General features: G+C 64.5%; 11 protein-coding genes. 6 read left to right on the top strand and 5 right to left on the bottom strand.

The window, feature by feature from the left end; translation table 11 throughout:
* Window positions 1-14: 14 nt before the first annotated feature.
* From AB0K14_RS34650 to AB0K14_RS34640, 3 genes are all read right to left on the bottom strand, one after another.
* Window positions 15-1,136 (bottom strand): serine/threonine-protein kinase, encoded by a 1,122-nt coding sequence (locus AB0K14_RS34650; RefSeq protein WP_360458783.1) that lies wholly within the window; start codon window positions 1,134-1,136, stop codon window positions 15-17.
* A gap of 626 nt (window positions 1,137-1,762) precedes the next feature.
* On the bottom strand, window positions 1,763-2,746 hold the full coding sequence (locus AB0K14_RS34645) for a CBS domain-containing protein (RefSeq protein WP_360458781.1): 984 nt from the start codon (window positions 2,744-2,746) through the stop codon (window positions 1,763-1,765).
* Window positions 2,743-4,548, bottom strand: coding sequence for a DUF262 domain-containing protein (locus AB0K14_RS34640; protein ID WP_360458779.1), 1,806 nt, complete (start codon window positions 4,546-4,548; stop codon window positions 2,743-2,745). Before AB0K14_RS34640 ends, AB0K14_RS34645 begins: the two co-directional genes overlap by 4 nt.
* 312 nt (window positions 4,549-4,860) lie before the next feature.
* Between AB0K14_RS34640 and AB0K14_RS34635 the strand changes: the two genes are divergently transcribed.
* Window positions 4,861-5,913 carry an EcsC family protein gene (locus AB0K14_RS34635; protein ID WP_360458777.1) on the top strand — a complete coding sequence of 351 codons (1,053 nt, stop codon included), beginning with the start codon at window positions 4,861-4,863 and terminating at the stop codon, window positions 5,911-5,913.
* Between the two features lie 615 nt (window positions 5,914-6,528).
* On the opposite strand, the gene AB0K14_RS34630 is transcribed toward AB0K14_RS34635, so the two are convergent.
* Complete coding sequence (locus AB0K14_RS34630) at window positions 6,529-9,636, bottom strand: N-6 DNA methylase (RefSeq protein ID WP_360458775.1); 3,108 nt, start codon at window positions 9,634-9,636, stop codon at window positions 6,529-6,531.
* 287 nt (window positions 9,637-9,923) lie between these two features.
* On the opposite strand from AB0K14_RS34630, the gene AB0K14_RS34625 reads away from it, so the two are divergent.
* Together AB0K14_RS34625 and AB0K14_RS34620 are read left to right on the top strand one after the other, a co-directional pair.
* Window positions 9,924-10,184, top strand: a complete 261-nt coding sequence (locus AB0K14_RS34625) for a hypothetical protein (RefSeq protein ID WP_360458773.1) — start codon at window positions 9,924-9,926, stop codon at window positions 10,182-10,184.
* A 2-nt stretch (window positions 10,185-10,186) separates the two neighbouring features.
* The gene (locus AB0K14_RS34620) at window positions 10,187-10,522 is read left to right on the top strand and encodes a hypothetical protein (RefSeq protein WP_360458771.1); all 336 of its coding nucleotides are present in this window, start codon (window positions 10,187-10,189) and stop codon (window positions 10,520-10,522) included.
* Between the two features lie 371 nt (window positions 10,523-10,893).
* On the opposite strand, the gene AB0K14_RS34615 is transcribed toward AB0K14_RS34620, so the two are convergent.
* Window positions 10,894-11,943, bottom strand: a complete 1,050-nt coding sequence (locus tag AB0K14_RS34615; RefSeq protein ID WP_360458768.1) for a hypothetical protein — start codon at window positions 11,941-11,943, stop codon at window positions 10,894-10,896.
* A gap of 876 nt (window positions 11,944-12,819) precedes the next feature.
* Here AB0K14_RS34615 and AB0K14_RS34610 point away from each other — a divergent pair.
* The 3 genes from AB0K14_RS34610 to AB0K14_RS34600 are packed head-to-tail and all read left to right on the top strand — an operon-like array spanning window position 12,820 to window position 15,711.
* Window positions 12,820-13,137, top strand: coding sequence for a hypothetical protein (locus tag AB0K14_RS34610; protein ID WP_360458765.1), 318 nt, complete (start codon window positions 12,820-12,822; stop codon window positions 13,135-13,137).
* Between the two features lie 5 nt (window positions 13,138-13,142).
* On the top strand, window positions 13,143-14,468 hold the full coding sequence (locus AB0K14_RS34605; RefSeq protein ID WP_360458762.1) for a helicase-associated domain-containing protein: 1,326 nt from the start codon (window positions 13,143-13,145) through the stop codon (window positions 14,466-14,468).
* Window positions 14,458-15,711 (top strand): TIGR02679 family protein, encoded by a 1,254-nt coding sequence (locus AB0K14_RS34600; RefSeq protein ID WP_360458759.1) that lies wholly within the window; start codon window positions 14,458-14,460, stop codon window positions 15,709-15,711. The genes AB0K14_RS34605 and AB0K14_RS34600 overlap by 11 nt, the downstream gene beginning before the upstream one ends.
* Window positions 15,712-15,737 lie beyond the last annotated feature (26 nt).

The following is a 15,737-nucleotide window of genomic DNA, read 5'->3' as shown; positions in this document are numbered from 1 at the left end:
GCTGCCTGTACAGGTCAGAGGCCGGACTGCATGGCGTACCGCTGCCGCAGGTTGTCGGCAACCTTGCGCGATGCCGGCGTCCTCGTTCGGCGAACCGGGGTCGACGGCACGCCTTCGCTGGACCTACCAGTCTCCGCCACGACCTCGGCCTCGGCGACGACCGACTCGATTTCGTTGCCGGCCTTCTCCTCAACGGATCCGCTGCCGTCGACCGCAGCCTGGTACAGGCGCCGTGCCACCGACGCCGACGGTGCCACATGGGCGGCAGCCATCCCGTCACGGGTCGTCAGGTCGATCAACGCATGGCGAGCCATCGCTGGCGATAGGGACGCATCCGCCATCACCCGCGTGCAGTGGTCAGTGACCTCGTCGAGCGTCGGCCGTGCCGCCGGATCGTGTGCCAGCATCGTCGACACCAGGGGATACAACACGGGCGGCAAGCCGTCCAGATCGGGTTGCCGATCCGGATTGACCACCTGCGCGTGGATCACTCCCCAACTCGCACCCTCATATGGGTAGTGGCCGGTGGCGGCGAACAACAGCACCGCGCCCAGCCCGTACACGTCCGAGGCAGTCGTGAGCCGCGAGGTGTCCCCGTCCGCCTGCTCAGGTGACATGCACCGGACCGTGCCGATGACGATGCCGCCGCGGGACAGCGAGTCGTGACCGGCGTCCAGGAACGCTCCGAGGCCGAAGTCGATCAACATCGGACCATGTGCGCCCATGATCACGTTCTGCGGTTTCAGGTCGCGGTGCAGCAGGTTGGCGTCGTGCACGGAAGCCAGTCCCTCGGCGAGCAACGCACCCAAGCTCGATGTCAGAGCAGGCGACAACGGTGAGTACGCCTCGACATAGGCTTGCAGTGTCCGTCCGGGGATGTACTCCATGGCCAGCCACGGGCGGTCGGCGAACGGGTCGGCCTCCAGGAAACGGGCCACTCGGTTCGTGCCGACGATCGTGCGGGCGATCTCGGCTTCCCGCTCGAAGCGCTTGCGTGCGACCGGGTCGAGCCTGTCCTCCCTGATCAGCTTCACCGCCACCGGGTCACCGGCTGGCGAGAACGCCAGATACACCTCGCCCATGCCGCCTGAGCCGAGTTCCCGCTCGACCGTGTAGCGGCCAATCTCTGCGGGCATAGTGCTCATGATCTGCTGATCGCCCCCCTGCGTCCTGGCGTTACCCCTGCCCCAAGCGCACTCTACCGACCGGAACGGTGATGCAACGACGTGCGCAACTTACGTCGGCCTGTCCACCAGATACATCAAAGACCAATGAAATATTTGAATATTTCGAGCGTCGCGAGCGCTATTTGAACTTCTCTCTAGTCGAGGCGGTAAAACTCCAGGTCGACATTGAGTAGTTGATTACAAGGAGATCTTTGAGGCGGCGCGGTGGTCGCCGTCGTGAGGCATGGCAGTCATGGTTGCAGCTCCTGTCAAATGTGGCGACGTACAGCACGGTGTCGTTGGCGATCGCCACTCGGCTCTGCGGTGTCCGGACAAAGATGAGATGTAGGCGGGCGATCCACCCGCCGGCAGCTCGGTGTGTCAAAATTAGGGATTGGGCGAACTGGACTGAACATCGTTATTGGACGAGTTCGGGCCACTGTGATGGCCGAGAAGTTATCCGCAGGAGATTGTCACTTCTCCACCACGAATCGGCCGACGGTGCTTCTGGCAGCACCACTTGGCCGCGGAACCGCTGTTCCCACCACGACGCCGAGGAGCGGCGGACTGCGCGATCCGGTAGCCCGCGGAGCAGGTCAGGGAACGTACTGCCTGAGCAGTCCGGCGAACTGCTCCAAGGTGGCCAAGTTGGCGCTGGTGAGAGGCTGTGGACGGAAGTGGGCGATCTCGTTGCGAATCACGCGCACCCTGTCCAGCCGGTGCACGAACTGGTCACGCGGCACCCCCGTCCACCCGATCCGCTTCCAATTGACCTCGTTGTCGATGAGGCGCTTGTACTCGCCGAAGGTCAGATCGGCGATCTTCCCGGTCTTCCACTTCTGGACGGCCCTGACGGCTTCCTCGTCCAGGACGGCGAGGCACTTGCGCAGCCGCGCTTCGATGTCGCCCACGAGGAAGAACGGCCTGGCCATGGTTTCGAAGTGGCCACTGACGTCCGCGGAGGTGACGATGCCGCAGAACTTCCCGTCGTTGGCCCGCACGAGCAGGTACCCGTGCTCGGTGATGGAGGGAAGGTGGGCGAGCAGTTGGTGGTGCACTTCGGCCGACACCGGGTTCTTCACCATCGCGCTGCTCAGCGTCGGTTGCTTCCCCGTCTCCAGGTTGACGGCGATGCTGCTCCAGGTGAGCACCCCGCGCAGGTCGGCCGTGCCGTTGATGACCGGCAACTGCGAGTAGTTCTTGACCCTCATCAGCATGGTCGCGGCGGCGAGATCGGTGTCCGACGACACCGACTCAACCCCGTTGCGCGCACTGGGCAGGTCACCGACCTGGAGTGCGCGGTGCGGCATCGCCGTCGGGGACAGCTCGTCCTCGTCCCGTCCCGCGGAGACGGCGGTCGGTTTGGCTTTGACGAGGTGGAGCTCGGCGGTGCCGGCGCAGGTGGTGAAGGACGGGATGGTGCCCACCTCCGCCTCCGCGAGGCACTCGCTGATCCGCGCCACGTTGTCGTGGTTGCGCACCCGAACGCCGAACAGGTTCAGGAACTCCCCTGCCGGCATCGTCTTCCCTACCATCTTCACCAAGGCCGCGGGCTCGACCGCCCGGAAACCATCGATCACGCCGTCTCACCCGCCCGGCGGACGACCCGCTTGCCCATCGTGCGCTCCACCAGGGACAGGAGGCGCTCGTAGCGGTCGGCGTAGAAGGTGGTGAAGTCATCGCCCCTGAGTGCGACGGGGTCGACCAGGTGGGTGCCGAGGATGTCGTCGAACCACTCGTCGGGTGTCCCGCTCTCCCGGGCCAGCACGCTGACGTAAGTCGACGGCGCTCCCGTCATGCGTCGACTCGCGAGGTGCGACATGGGCGTCTTGTTCACGATCGAGTCGGCGCGCGCCTTGGGGTGCCCGTTCCTCGTTACCCAGCCCGCCGGGAACACTTGGCGGATCGCCACACCCTGTCCGATGACGAACGGTCCGGTCATCTGTGATTCCTCGGGGTGGAGCCAGTCCACCGCGCCCTGCTTGATGATCAGCGCTTGGAGGCCCTTGTAGGCGGCGCTGTTGCGGGTGGTGAGGGTGTTGAGCCGCTCGGCGAGGAACGCCGCCTCCACGACGGTGTCCGGTTCCGCGGGGTCACCGTTCATCCACGCCACGAGTTGCTCGACGTCCCTGGTGAAGCGGCTCTCCACCGACCCGCCGTACATCTCGCCGAGCACCCCGCACCAGAACCAGCGGGTGAGCCGCTCCACCGCGTCGGGTTCATCGGCCCGGTCCCCGAGCAGCGCCCTGACCGCGGCCAGCGGCACGAGTTGTGTGCGGTAGGGCAGGTCCCTGATCGTGAAGATCGCCTGGGTGCCGAGGAACTCCCCGACCCAGGCGAAGGCCTCCGCCAGGACGGGCTCCAACCGCCGGAAGTCCGCGAGTGGGAGCGCGAGCAGGTCACGCCGCTTGCAGGCGACCGAGTTCGCCTTCCCCGCCTGCTTGCGCTCGAAGGAGAGCACGAGGCTCACCGCTTGGAGGAAGTCGACGTTGGTCAGCCCTTCGTCACGACCGCTCTCCACCTGGCCGAGCACCGGGTACTGGCCGACGAGCTTCTCCTTGGTGCCGCGCCAGACGTCCGGGAGGCCGTACTCCGTGCCGTACTCCTCCGCGTGGTTGCGATCACCCGCGTACGTGGCGGTGAGCAGTTCGAAGACGTTGAGCGCGACACCACCGGTGTTGACCCGCTCGAACACGGAGCAAACCGCTTCGTTCGGCGTGGTGGAGTCGAGCCGGATCATCGGGATCAAGCACTCGCGGACGTTGTTGAGGACCCGGGCGTTGAACGCCGTCCACCGGTCCCAGTTCACATCAGCCAACTTCACGAAGGACTTCTGCCACGCGCTGACCGCGTCGTCGTCGAACACCAGGTGGAGCGGGAAGTAGCCCTCCCGGCACTCGTCCTCCCTCGTGCTCAGGTCGAGGCGCACCCGACGTGCGAAGTCCTCCCTTAGCATCCGATCGACCGGCACTGAGACGACCGCGTCGTCCCGATCGGCCTCCGGGTCGATGGCCTTGTCGATGTCGAGGTAGTACCAGCGCTCGACCTTGCGGTCACGCGCGTCTACGGTAGCCACGGGTCGGTTCAGGTACAGGGCCTGGACCAGTGAGGTCAGCCGTTGCTGACCGTCCAGCAGCAGGAGATCGGGGACGACACCGGCGTCGCCCTCGACACCGGCGAGCGTGCGGGCGCGGAACTGGGCGGCACCGCCTGTTTCCAGGGTCATGACGACACCGAGCGGGTAGTCCAGTGTCACCGTCGCGATGAGCGCCCTGATGCGCTCGTCGTCCCACTTCCACTCACGCTGGAAGTCCGGCAACTGGATTTTGGCTGCGGCGACGTTCTTCAGCAGTTCGCGCAGCTTGGGGCTGTCGAGGGCCACGAGCGGCTCTTCCTCTTACTCCGGCGACATGTCACGTGCGGTGGGCATGTCGTTGCCGAAGACGCGAAGGTTACCGGATCGCGTACCGCCGGGTGTGGTTTTGGCGCAGACCAGTCGACGAGTCGACGGCCGAATAAATGGATAGATAATGAATTCAACGGTAGAGGCGGACGCGAACCGTCGAAGGTGAGACTGTGCACGAAGCAGTCCAGTACTGCCACGCAGGGCGCTGTCGGCGGCGGAACCGCTTACCATGCTCCGACGAGTTCGTCAGCGGCGCGCGGAGCGGTCTATGTCGTCCAAGGGGTGGCTGTGAGCATCGAGCAGATGAACCCGTATGAGCGTGCGGCGTGGGAGGACATCGAGCGCTGGCGCGCTGAGCGGTTGGCAGCCGACGAGCGCCACCTGTTACCGCAGCGCGTTCGTGATCGCCTGGCCAAGGGGCGCCAGATCGCCAAGGGGAGGTTCGAGCAGGTGCCTGGCTCCGAACAGATGGCCGCGATCGTTCGCAACTCGGTCGACGGACTGCTGACCTTGGTGAACAAGGCCAGCGAAGCAACGCTGCGACGCAAGGCGGTCGTCGCGGCCTATGCCAAGCGCGGCCACGCTGTCAGCGAGCTGAGCGACATCCACGAACTCGACCTGAGCGACATCGACAAGGCCAAGCCTCGGCTGGGGCTGAGCTACACGGCCTTCAGCACGATCGAGGGCGCTGGGGCCGGCCTGGCGGTCTCCGGCGGCGAGTTGCTCGCGACAGCCGGTGGTATCTTCGGCGCGGGCGCCGGTGCAGCGCCCGGTGCGGGCACGGTCGCCGCGGCGATGGCCGCCGATGCCGTGCTCGTGCTGGGTGCGATGACGAGGGCGATCGCCCACACCGCCGCGTACTACGGCTACGACACCGAGGTGCCGCAGGAGAGGGTTTTCGCGCTCGGTGTCCTCAACTTCGGGATGGCCCAGCAGACCGGCAAGAGCATCGCCTACATCCAATTGAACAAAATTGTGAACGACCTCGCCCGCAGGGCGACGTGGGCCCAGCTGAACAAGAACGGCGTCACGCGGATCGTCAAAGCGTTCTATGAACGATTCGCAATGCGGCTGACGAAGCAGAAGCTCGGACAGGCCGTGCCGGTCTTCGGCATAGCGATCGGCGCCGGACTCAACGCGCGGCTGCTGTCCAACCTGACCAGTGACGCCGAACATCTCTACCGCGAGCGGTTCCTGCGCGAGAAGCACAACCTGAAAACGGTCGATGTCACCGCGACCACGAAGAGTGCTGACCGCGATCTGGTCGACGACACGGTCCACATCGCGGAGCTCATCGAGCAAGAGGCCGTCGATGAACAGCACGCCACGCGGGCCGACTGACGGCTGACCTGGATGCAGAGCCTCGCTCCGCTGGCACAGACCCACGCATCGGCCGCGCCACACCGGACCAGACATCGTCGTGGCTGTCGACACTGCTGTTGACGGTGACGACTCCACTCGATCGCCCGGCGACCGACGGAAGCGATCCTGGGCACCCTGGCCTGGTGACAGGCGCAGCAGTCGTACGACCGCAACGACGATGATCCACTGCGTACCGTCATGTAGCTTGCGATCGGCCGGCAGGCACCATGGCGGCTTCAGCCGACGGAACCAGTGGATCTTTCGAAAGTCGCAAGTAAGCTCTATTTCCATCCGTTTGTGCCTCCCTCGGCGAGGCGGTGGCGACGGCGTGGCATGAGCTGGACGAGCAGTTGACAGCGAGTGTGGACCGCGTTTCGCGCTGCCTGCGGCGACCATGTATTCGGCGGCTGAGTCCGGCATCGTTGCCGTCATTCACACTGCGGCATCTCGACCCGGCCAGCCTCCAACGCGGCCACCACCCGCAACCGCAGCACCTCGCGCTCTGCGGGCGACAATCGGTGCGGACCCTCGACCTCGATTACGAGTGATCAACCTACAGGAAGACGATCGTTTTCGGCTCAATATCTTTTGCGGTCATGACGCGAGTAGCTTGCGAACCAACCGGTCGATTTCGCTCGCGGTAGCGTGGTTGGCAAGAAAGCTTCGCACCTGTCGACGTAGGGCGACGAAACCGCTGTCGACCATCGGCAGCGAGGCTACCTCTTCGGTTAACTCGGCACCCAACTCGCTGAGTCTGCGATGGGTGGCGCTTTCCGGATTGTACCGAGGTATCGGCAATCGCCATAAGTGCTTGTCGATGTCTCGTTCGTCCTTGCCGTAGGACATCAAAGGCCGCACTAGTTCGGTGACAACCGGACTGTTCAATATTGTGCAGATGTACAGACCTTCCTCGTGTGTGGCTACGGAACCCCAGTAGAGTTTGTGATCTATGATCGAAAGTGCATCGTCCACCAGTGCCGCAACCACGTGCATGCCTGATTTCCCGTACACAACGCGCAACTTCGCTACGGGCAACTGATTAGTCACTCCTCGGCGGAAGTCAAGACGTTCGGCCAAGGTGAGTCGATCACTGCTTCTGTGACGTTTCCAGATTTCGTTCGCTTGCTGCCACCACTCAGAGAGGGCTGGGTAGAAGTCCATGCGGTCGTCAGTACTGTCGGCTAATGAGTGTTCGATTATGGGGAGCACCGCAATTCGAGTGTCAAGGACTCGAAAGGGTACGACATTCTCGCCCAGTAGTACAGGTCGAATGAATTCAGTTTCAACCACCCCGTTCAGGCGTCGCAGGTTGCGCCACGGAAGTTTTTCGTAACTGCTGGTTATGGAGTGTACGGCTTTTCGCGCACTGCCCAGGCCGAGCTTTTCGGGTGAATCAATTTCCACCATAAAAAGCACTCGGGGCACTATGGTGGCGCCTTGGGTGAACTGAGTTGCGTAGGGTGACCGTACCGATCCGTCATGGCCTCCGGCGAGACGTCCCTCGACGCGAGTTACATACTCCTTGACGGTGTGCCAGGATTCACCAGTAGTAGGCAATGTGCCAGACCAGTGCTGCGCGACCATCGGCAGAGGCTTGCGACGAGCATAGCTCGTGCGACGACCTAATACGACGCAGCTTCCACGCGGAAAGAAATGAGGACGCAGTCGGCGAAGATCCCACGACGTATCGAATGCCACAGCGGTCGGTTCTACTGGATCCTTATACCAGCCCGAACGAAACCCGTCGAAGTAGTCACGGTCGAGCGCGGCGTTGGGGAGTACGAAGCCGAACGTCCCACCCACCTTCAGGTACTGCTGTACAGTGCGGGCAACGAATAGTGCCGACAAATCCTGGTGTGTTGCAACTTGCTTGCCATGCCATAGGCCGCGCTCTTTGGAGAGTTGCTGGAAGAGCGTCTGCATTTCCGGAGGCATGTTTCGGTACGAGAGCCACGGTGGGTTGCCCACAAGGACATCGACACGGTTGTCCAGCATCGCCAGCCAAACTGGTCGAGCCAGATTCCTGATGTAATAATTCCAGATATGGTTACGGTCTTCGTCGTGCAGGCGACACATCACAGCGAAAGTCGCCGTAATAATCCGCCGATCCTCCGGCGCAACCGCGAGTCGTCGAAAAAGTGCGGTAAGCGATGGCACGGTGCCGGGATCACGTGGCTTGGCTGCAAGGCTGGCCAACCCGGACACCAGTCGATCAAAGTGTGCGGCATCGGTCAGGAGTTTCTCCGGGAACCGCAGAACATCTTCATATAGGGACTCGCCGTAGCCTGCGCTAATCTTCAGGTGCTCCTCGGTGAACAGGTCCAGCCTTTCGCGCCACTGCATGCTATCTCCGAGGTAGACGGGAATTGTGATCGGACCTCGGTCCGAACTGGTCAGACGTTCGTGTCCAATTGCTAGCAAGTAGGTCACGCGCGCGAGGGCGACTGCCACTGGATGCAGATCGATCCCGACAACCTGCGACGATAGGCTCGCGAGAGCCGTTGCCAGCGGAATCCCCTGTAGTTCCGCTGCGGTTAGATATTTCCGGACGGCATGGAACAGGAAAGTTCCCGAACCGCAAGCAGGATCTAGCACGCGTTGGTGAAGAGGTCGCTGAACGCATCTTTCAACAATTTGTTCGGCCAGCCAATCGGGCGTGTAGTACTCGCCCATTCGTTTGCGTGTATCACGTCCGATTATAGACTCGTAGAGTATTTTGAGGATATCGTGCTCGACTTGTGACCAATCGAACCTCGCTACCCGACGCGCTAAACTTCGAATAAAAGGGCCACCGCCAGGAACCTCGATTGTCCAGTCGAAGAAGTCCGGTTCTACGACGCCGAGGATCTGCGCCCGATCAAAACGTTGGCCACTGAGGATGGTAGCGGGTTCGAGATCAAGTACGTCAAGTCCTGCTACTAGATGGGCAATCACGTCTGCGGTATTCATCAGCAAGGTGTGTTCGATGAAAAGATCATCGTCATCGATGAACTGGGTGCCGAGTGCACTTCGGAGCAGTTGTGCCCAGAGTTGTCTTTTGATCGCTACCGTCGGGGTCTGTGCATGTTCGGCGTACAAGGCAGCTAGGGCTGCGCGGTCGACTGCGTGCGACGAGCTGTCGGCACCGAGGCGGCGTGCGATTTCGGACGGCGTTGGCGTTATACCTCTCCTAGTGGCAAGCACGCCTTCAAGCCAGATGAAAAATTCTACAGCGCTCGGTCGCGCTGCTGTAACAGTGTGTCTGGTGATTTCGATCAGATTCCCTGACACTAAGTGGTATGCCGTCCACCGGGTGCCATCGGTTAGAATGCCCAGGTAAGGTTGGCCGGTACTTTCGGTTCGTGCCCGCACGTATCCGGTCAGCTGCTGCACGGCGTTCTTCACTGCTGCGGGGCGAGTAATACTCCTCTTGACTTCGATTACTGTGCAACCAATTTCTATGTCTATTCTTCTGCCGCCACCTACTGCTGTCTCCAGGTCGACGTCAAGATCCTGGTCAGTGAGACCGAAATTTGCCGTCAGTAGTAACTGTCGAATATCAGCCTGTAGCGTTGCTTCGCTGCGAACCCTGTCCTGACTGGTTATCCGACGTAGCAGAAGCTTTACTTCCGGCTGCGAGAGGTCGTCGTTTCTGGAGCGTTCCTGCGGTCTTCTTGTGATCGCTTCCCCGGCTTCGCTGCGTTTACGTCCTACTTTGGCCATAACGATCAGTCTGAAACTCGGTGCCAGGCGTGCGCATCCGTCTAATGGGCGACACCTGGTCCGCAAGATTGCTCACTTCCGAGTGTGGCGGCCCTCGGAAGCGGTTACCTCTTTTGCTCTATTGATTGCAGATGTGTGGTGTGATAGTAGTGCCGGAATTGCACGGTTGTAATTCATCGGAAGCGCGATGATGTGCTGGGTGCTGACCGAGTGGAAACGTCGAGGGCGGGAGCAGTTGGCTGGCTGCGACAGAGGGCGTCCAAGGGATCTATGCCGCGCCGGACGCGGTGTGGCGGCTGCTCGAGCAGATCGGCTGGTCCCGGCAGGTGCCAACCGGCCGGGGGATCGAGTCCGATGAAGAGGTGCGCTCCGCCTGGCGTGCCGAGGTGTGGCCGCGGGTAAGAGATCCTCGGCTCGGGTCAGGACGTGATCTGGTTTGCCGACGAATCCGAAACTCCCCTGAGCCAGCTGGCGCGGCCGACAGCCCGTTCGATGGAGCGCGGCGCGACCCGCGTGCCGAGGCCAATGCGAACTATCGAGGATGGTGACGATGAACGGCGTGATCTCGGTCCGGTTGGCACCCGAGTGTGGCACCGCCCCGCTGTGGGTGCGCAAGGACGGCGATCCCATCCCGGCGAACTACTCGACTGAGCGGCTGGCAGGCGACTTCGACGTGCCTGCCGATCTCGTCGCGGCTATCGATGCCTGGGACGACGAATTCCAAGCTGTCTACGACCCGGATGACCCCATGGGCTCTGGCTTTCCGGACGAGGTGACGACGGCAGCGTGGCATGAGCGCGGTGAGTGGTTGTCGGAGCGGTTGGCAGCGCTGCAGACACGGATCGAGTTCCACACTGCTCGTGGGGACCGTGTGTTCAGCGGTTGAGATCGGCACTGTTGGCGTCGTTCACACCGCGGTGTGTGGAGCAAATCTGGAGCAGGCGAAAGAGCTGAACGGCGTGCTACGGCTTCGAACGGCGGTGAACGGCACCGGCTGACATGCTGGTTCGCTGTTTGCGCTGGTCAGGGAAACGGCCGGACCATGCTGGCAGAGTGAGGCTCTAGCTTGTTGGGTGCACTTCGCCGCAGTTGGCATGCACTGGCGGTTGTTGGGCGCAGTTCCTTGATGTGGTGCGGTTCGTCTGTCTCGGGTGTGACTGCGACGTGGATCGTCTGGCGGGACTAGGTTTGGTTGGCGTTCTGAACTGCGCACCATGATTTGCTGGGCGGTGGTCAGGTCGTGGCCTGGGATCCAGTTCATTCGGTAGACGTCGTGCCGGGGTTTTCGCTCTTCTCGTCGGCCTCAATGGAGAGGTAGCGGCGCCGTTGGAGTTCGTCGCGTTCAGTTTTCGGGATCGTCATCGACTCGGCAAGTACTGCGGCGAGCGCATCCACTTGAGTGTTGTCGATGTCGGTGTGGAAGAGCCACCGGATGCTCTCATCGCGCGTGATGAGGTCGATCGCCAAGCGCGGGCTTTTGTCCTGGGTGGTTGTTGCTCGGACGTATCGCACCTGGTCGATCGGGATGTCTTGGCGGATCTCGGCTTGCTCGAGGAATGCATTCGTCTTCGCTGTGATGATGCGGCGATCCGTGACGGCGACCAGTGTCTTTGTCGGAGCCTTAACCTTCGCTGAGGTCAACATCTCCATCGCTCCGCCGACCATCGCGGAAATGGGATCGAGGGTATCGGGCTGGTCGGGGAAGCCGAGGACACGGAGGGTCTCACCGTCCTCGAAGTGCCATCGCAGAATGCGAAGGTACGGCTGTGGATCCAGCGATTCGGGTGCGCAGACGACGCCTGGAGCCTCGAGTGGAGAGACCGGAGGGTGGAGGGTGTCGGCAAGAGGCTCGATCGCCTCCAGAAGCCGGGCGGAGGCTTCGCGGGCTGCTTTGACGTCCTTCCGCATCCCCGGCAGCGGCCATGCGTCGGGGGCGCGGAGCTCGGCGGTGATCCGCAGCTCGCGCGTCAGCGCGTCGACGAGGTTCGTCGTCTCGGTGAGGGTGGAGTCGAACTCCGCGCGGGTGTCGCGTGCGATGACCTCGGCGTAGTGCGCCTCGGCAGCGTCTTCGCGTCCAGCGGCTCTCGCCCTTGCGGCGCGAAGCGCGTGGTACCCGGTCCATGCGTTGAGGGAGGACAGAAGCGCGTGGACGTCGAAGGCAATCGCCTCGGCGTTCGTCTGCAGGTACTCGCGGTGGCTGCGTGCTTCGACCCGACCGATCTGCCTGACGTGGTCGCGGACGTTCCCCTGGTAGAGATCGAGCTGCTTCTGCAGCAGCGCTCCACTGCCCGCGATGTTCTCCCACAAGGACGTCGGGACAACTCGATCTCTCGCGCCTGGTCGACCGCGCGATCGATGACGGCGACGAGCCCCGTCAGTTCGGCCCGCTGTTCCTTGCGGATGGTGGTGAGGACCTGATTCGTCACCGCGAGGCCGGTCCTGACGAGGCCCGAGAGCTCACTCAGCATCATCTGGAGGGCGACCATGGCCAGCGCCGGCCCGACCGAGGCCGCGATCTGTGCCTTGCTCACCGCGGTCATGGGGTAGAAGCGGGCCTGATGCACGATGTGGCCGCGAGCCATTACCGCTCCGAGGTTCCCACCGTCCTTGACGGCGAGCGTCGCGCCGTTGTTCAGCAGGGCTTGTGTCGTGCCGCCGATCCTGTAGAGCCCCTGCACGCCGGCGAACGCGTTTCCGAGATTGCCGACCGCGGTCGCCGCGTTCCCTATCGAGGCGAGGATCGCTGAGATCTGCTTGCGGTCGGCAGCCGGCACGATCCCGAAGTCGATCAAATCGGGCTTCAGCTCCGGGGGACCTCACCGGCGACGACAGCCACCCCTGGGAGCACCTCCACCAGGACCGTCGTCTTCGAGTCGGACGTCGGATCGTCCACAACAGGTGAGTCGGTGGTATCACTCCGGCGGTTCTCCTCAGGCCCGGTGGTCTCCATCGACTCCGGTGGGTCCTGCATGCGATCTCCTCCCGCGGGCGGGCGCAACGGCCGAACCCGCTGATCGCTCAATCATCGCCACCAGTTACCACCCATGCACCTCCCGATATGCCATGACGGCAGCATAGGAAAGTTCGCTCCGGATGGGCCCCATGATCGTGAGCGGTGCTCATGGCCCGCGCGGTTGCCGCTCCTCGTGGGAGTCCCGTCGCCGAATGTGAGAATCTCGCGGCGTGAGCCGATCGAACCGGGTGGCGCTGGACGCGCTGATCGAGGAAGCAACTGTCGATTGTTATAACGACAGCGAGTGCGTCACGGGCTTCCACGCCATGCTCGAGGAGCACCTCGCCGTGCCGTTCCAGACTGTGGTCCTGGGCGTCGACGTGACCGTGACGGGTGTGGACCTCACCGATGACGAGCAGATCGTGGCTGTCTGTGTGCGCGGGAAGTCGAAGCAGCGCATCCCCGTCCTGGACCTGCCGCTGCCTGCCCCACCGTTGGAAGGCACGCAGTGGCTCGACGCCTACCGCCGCTGGGCGAGGGGGACGTGAACCCGGTGGACTCCTCTCCGGAGCAGGTGAGGTTCACCGAGGAGGAAGCACTGGCCAACCTGCGCGCCGTGCTCGAACTCTGCGCGGCCGGGGAGGTGCGGTGCAGCGACAAGACCAGTCGCCCGTCCGCCGCGACTGTGCGCACCGTCGGCGCGCACCTGGTGAACGGCGACTTCTACCCCGAGGAGCCCATCGCGGCGTTCGCGTGGCCGCTGTTGCTCCAGGCCGGTGGCCTCGCCTCGCTCGACGGCACCCGCCTCCGGTTGACCACGAAAGGCCGTGCGGTGCTCGGGAAACCGTCTGCCGAGGCCATTCGCGGCTTGTGGCGGCGCTGGCTCACCCACGCGGTGATCGACGAGTTCAGCCGGGTCGAGCAGATCAAGGGTCAGCAAGCCCGCAACGTGCTCACCGCGGCCAAGACCCGGCGGCAGGCGGTCGCCGCGGCGCTGGCCACCTGTCCGCCGGACAAGTGGGTCGACGTGGACTCCCTGTTCACCACCATGCGGCGCGGCAACATGAGCCCCACCATCGCCCGCACCGACATGGCGCTGTGGAAGCTCTACCTCGTCGACCCGGAGTACGGCAGCCTCGGCTACGCGGAGCACCACGACTGGGACCTCCTCGAAGGTCGCTACACCCTGGCCGTGTTGTTCGAGTACGCGGGCACGCTCGGGTTGATCGACCTCGACTACGTCGACCCACGCGGTGCGCGCGACGACTACGTCGACAACTGGGGTGGTGACGACCTGGAGGCGTTGAGCCGCTACGACGGGCTCGTGGCGATCAGGCTCACCGCGCTGGGCTCCTACGCCCTCGGCCTGACCGATGCGTACCAACCGCCTCAGCCCCGGACCGCCGGGACCCGGCCGCTGAAGGTGCTGCCCAACCTCGACGTCGTCGCCATGGGCGACATCGGCGCCGCGGACCGGCTCGTCCTGTCCGCCCACGCGGAGCAGACCGCCGACCGCGTCTGGACGGTGTCGGCGGCCAGCCTGCTCATGGCGCTCGACAACGGTCGCGACCTCGCCGAATTCGTCGACTTCCTCGCCGAGCGGACCGAGCACGACCTGCCCGACGCGTTGCGCACGCTGGTCGCGGACGTCGAGCGGCGGAGCTCGCAGCTGACCGATCTCGGCCACGTCCGCGTCATCGAGTGCGCCGATCCCGCGCTCGCCGCGTTGATCACGCGCGACCGCGCGATTCGCGCGCTGTGCCGTCCGATCGGTGACCGCCACCTCGCCGTCCGGCCGGACCAGGAGCTGAAGTTCCGCAAGGCCCTGCTCAAGCTGGGGCACGTCATCCCGGCCGGAGTCCGCGGAGGTGGGCTCTGACAGGGTTGGGGTCGTGCGTTCGTTGAACGGGCTCGATTCCGTCGCCCTGCGGCCCTTGTGGCGGGCTGTGCACGACCGGTTGTCGTCGGGGCGGCAGGTCCGCCGGGTGAGGGTGGGCCCTCTCGATGACGAGCAGCGATCGGCCGTGGCTGACCTGCTGGGGGACGAGCGCCTGCCGGGTGAGTACGCGATGGTGTCGGTGGCCGCGCTCGACGAGTTGCTGGTCTCGTCCGTGGGGGCAGGCGTGCGCGAAGTGGTCGCGGCGCTGCTGGGACCACTGGACGACCGGGCCGCGCGGCGGGCGCTCGCAGACGTGGCGCGGGCCGAGCTCTGGGAGTGGGCGACCCGGCACCCCGTGGTGACGGCACAGCCGGCGTTGCTGGAGTGGGTGGACGCTGTTCGGCGGGCCGGGCTCGTCGGTGGCTCCGTTGAGCGCACGCGGGACGGGCTCGACCGGGCTCTGCGGGTCGTCGCCGCGTTGCCCGCGACCGGTGTGCCGCTGCCGGTGCTGGCGGAGGCCGTCCTCGGCGATCCGCACGCACTGGACGAGGGAACGCGGTGCGCCGGGTTGGTCCTGCGGGCGCTGGCGGCGCTCTACGGCGTCGACCTGCCGGGAGACGCGCAGGAGCGGCGGGCGCTGTGGGAGCGAGCGGGGGTGGTCGAGGACGAGTTGTCCTCGGTCGTCCTGGCCGCCGGCCTGCGGTTGGGTGGTGTCGGAGGCGGTGTGCTGCGCGTGTGCGCCGATGCGGGGCACGTCGCGGCCCTGACGCTGGCGCAGGTCCGGGCGACCTCGTTCGTCGGGACACCTGAGGACGTGTGGGTGTTCGAGAACCCGAGCGTGCTCGCGGTGGCGGTGGCCCGGTTCGGGGCTTCGTGCCCGCCGGCGGTGTGCACGTCGGGTTGGCCCAACAGCGCGGTGATCGTGCTCCTGCGTGGCCTGACCACGGCCGGGGCGACCCTCCACTACCACGGGGACTTCGACGGCGAGGGTGTGCGGATCGCCGCGCACGTGGTGGCGCGCACCGGCGCCGTGCCGTGGCGCATGGCCACCGACGACTACCTGCTGGCGCTGGGCAGCGCACGCGCCGGCACATCGGTGGGGCGGGTCACCGAGGCGCCGTGGGACGGCGGGCTGGCGGACGCGATGCGCGAGCACGGGCTGGCGGTCCCGGAGGAACGGGTCACCGCGCGGCTGTTGGACGAACTCGACGATTGCGGACGGGATGTCGGCGGTCTGCCGTAGCGTGCTCGCCCGGTGGGAGGAGGGTG

This window comes from Actinosynnema sp. NPDC050801 (assembly GCF_040673975.1).
In the GTDB taxonomy this organism is placed as follows: Bacteria; Actinomycetota; Actinomycetes; order Mycobacteriales; family Pseudonocardiaceae; genus Actinosynnema.
The sequence above is the reverse complement of the archived record's forward strand: the minus strand, read 5'-3'. Positions and strand labels throughout refer to the sequence as shown.

Coding starts and splice junctions, on each gene's coding strand:
- AB0K14_RS34650 (WP_360458783.1), bottom strand. CDS start 1,136: ATGCCCGCAGAGATTGGCCGCTACACGGTCGAGCGGGAACTCGGCTCA.
- AB0K14_RS34630 (WP_360458775.1), bottom strand. CDS start 9,636: ATGGCCAAAGTAGGACGTAAACGCAGCGAAGCCGGGGAAGCGATCACA.
- AB0K14_RS34620 (WP_360458771.1), top strand. CDS start 10,187: ATGAACGGCGTGATCTCGGTCCGGTTGGCACCCGAGTGTGGCACCGCC.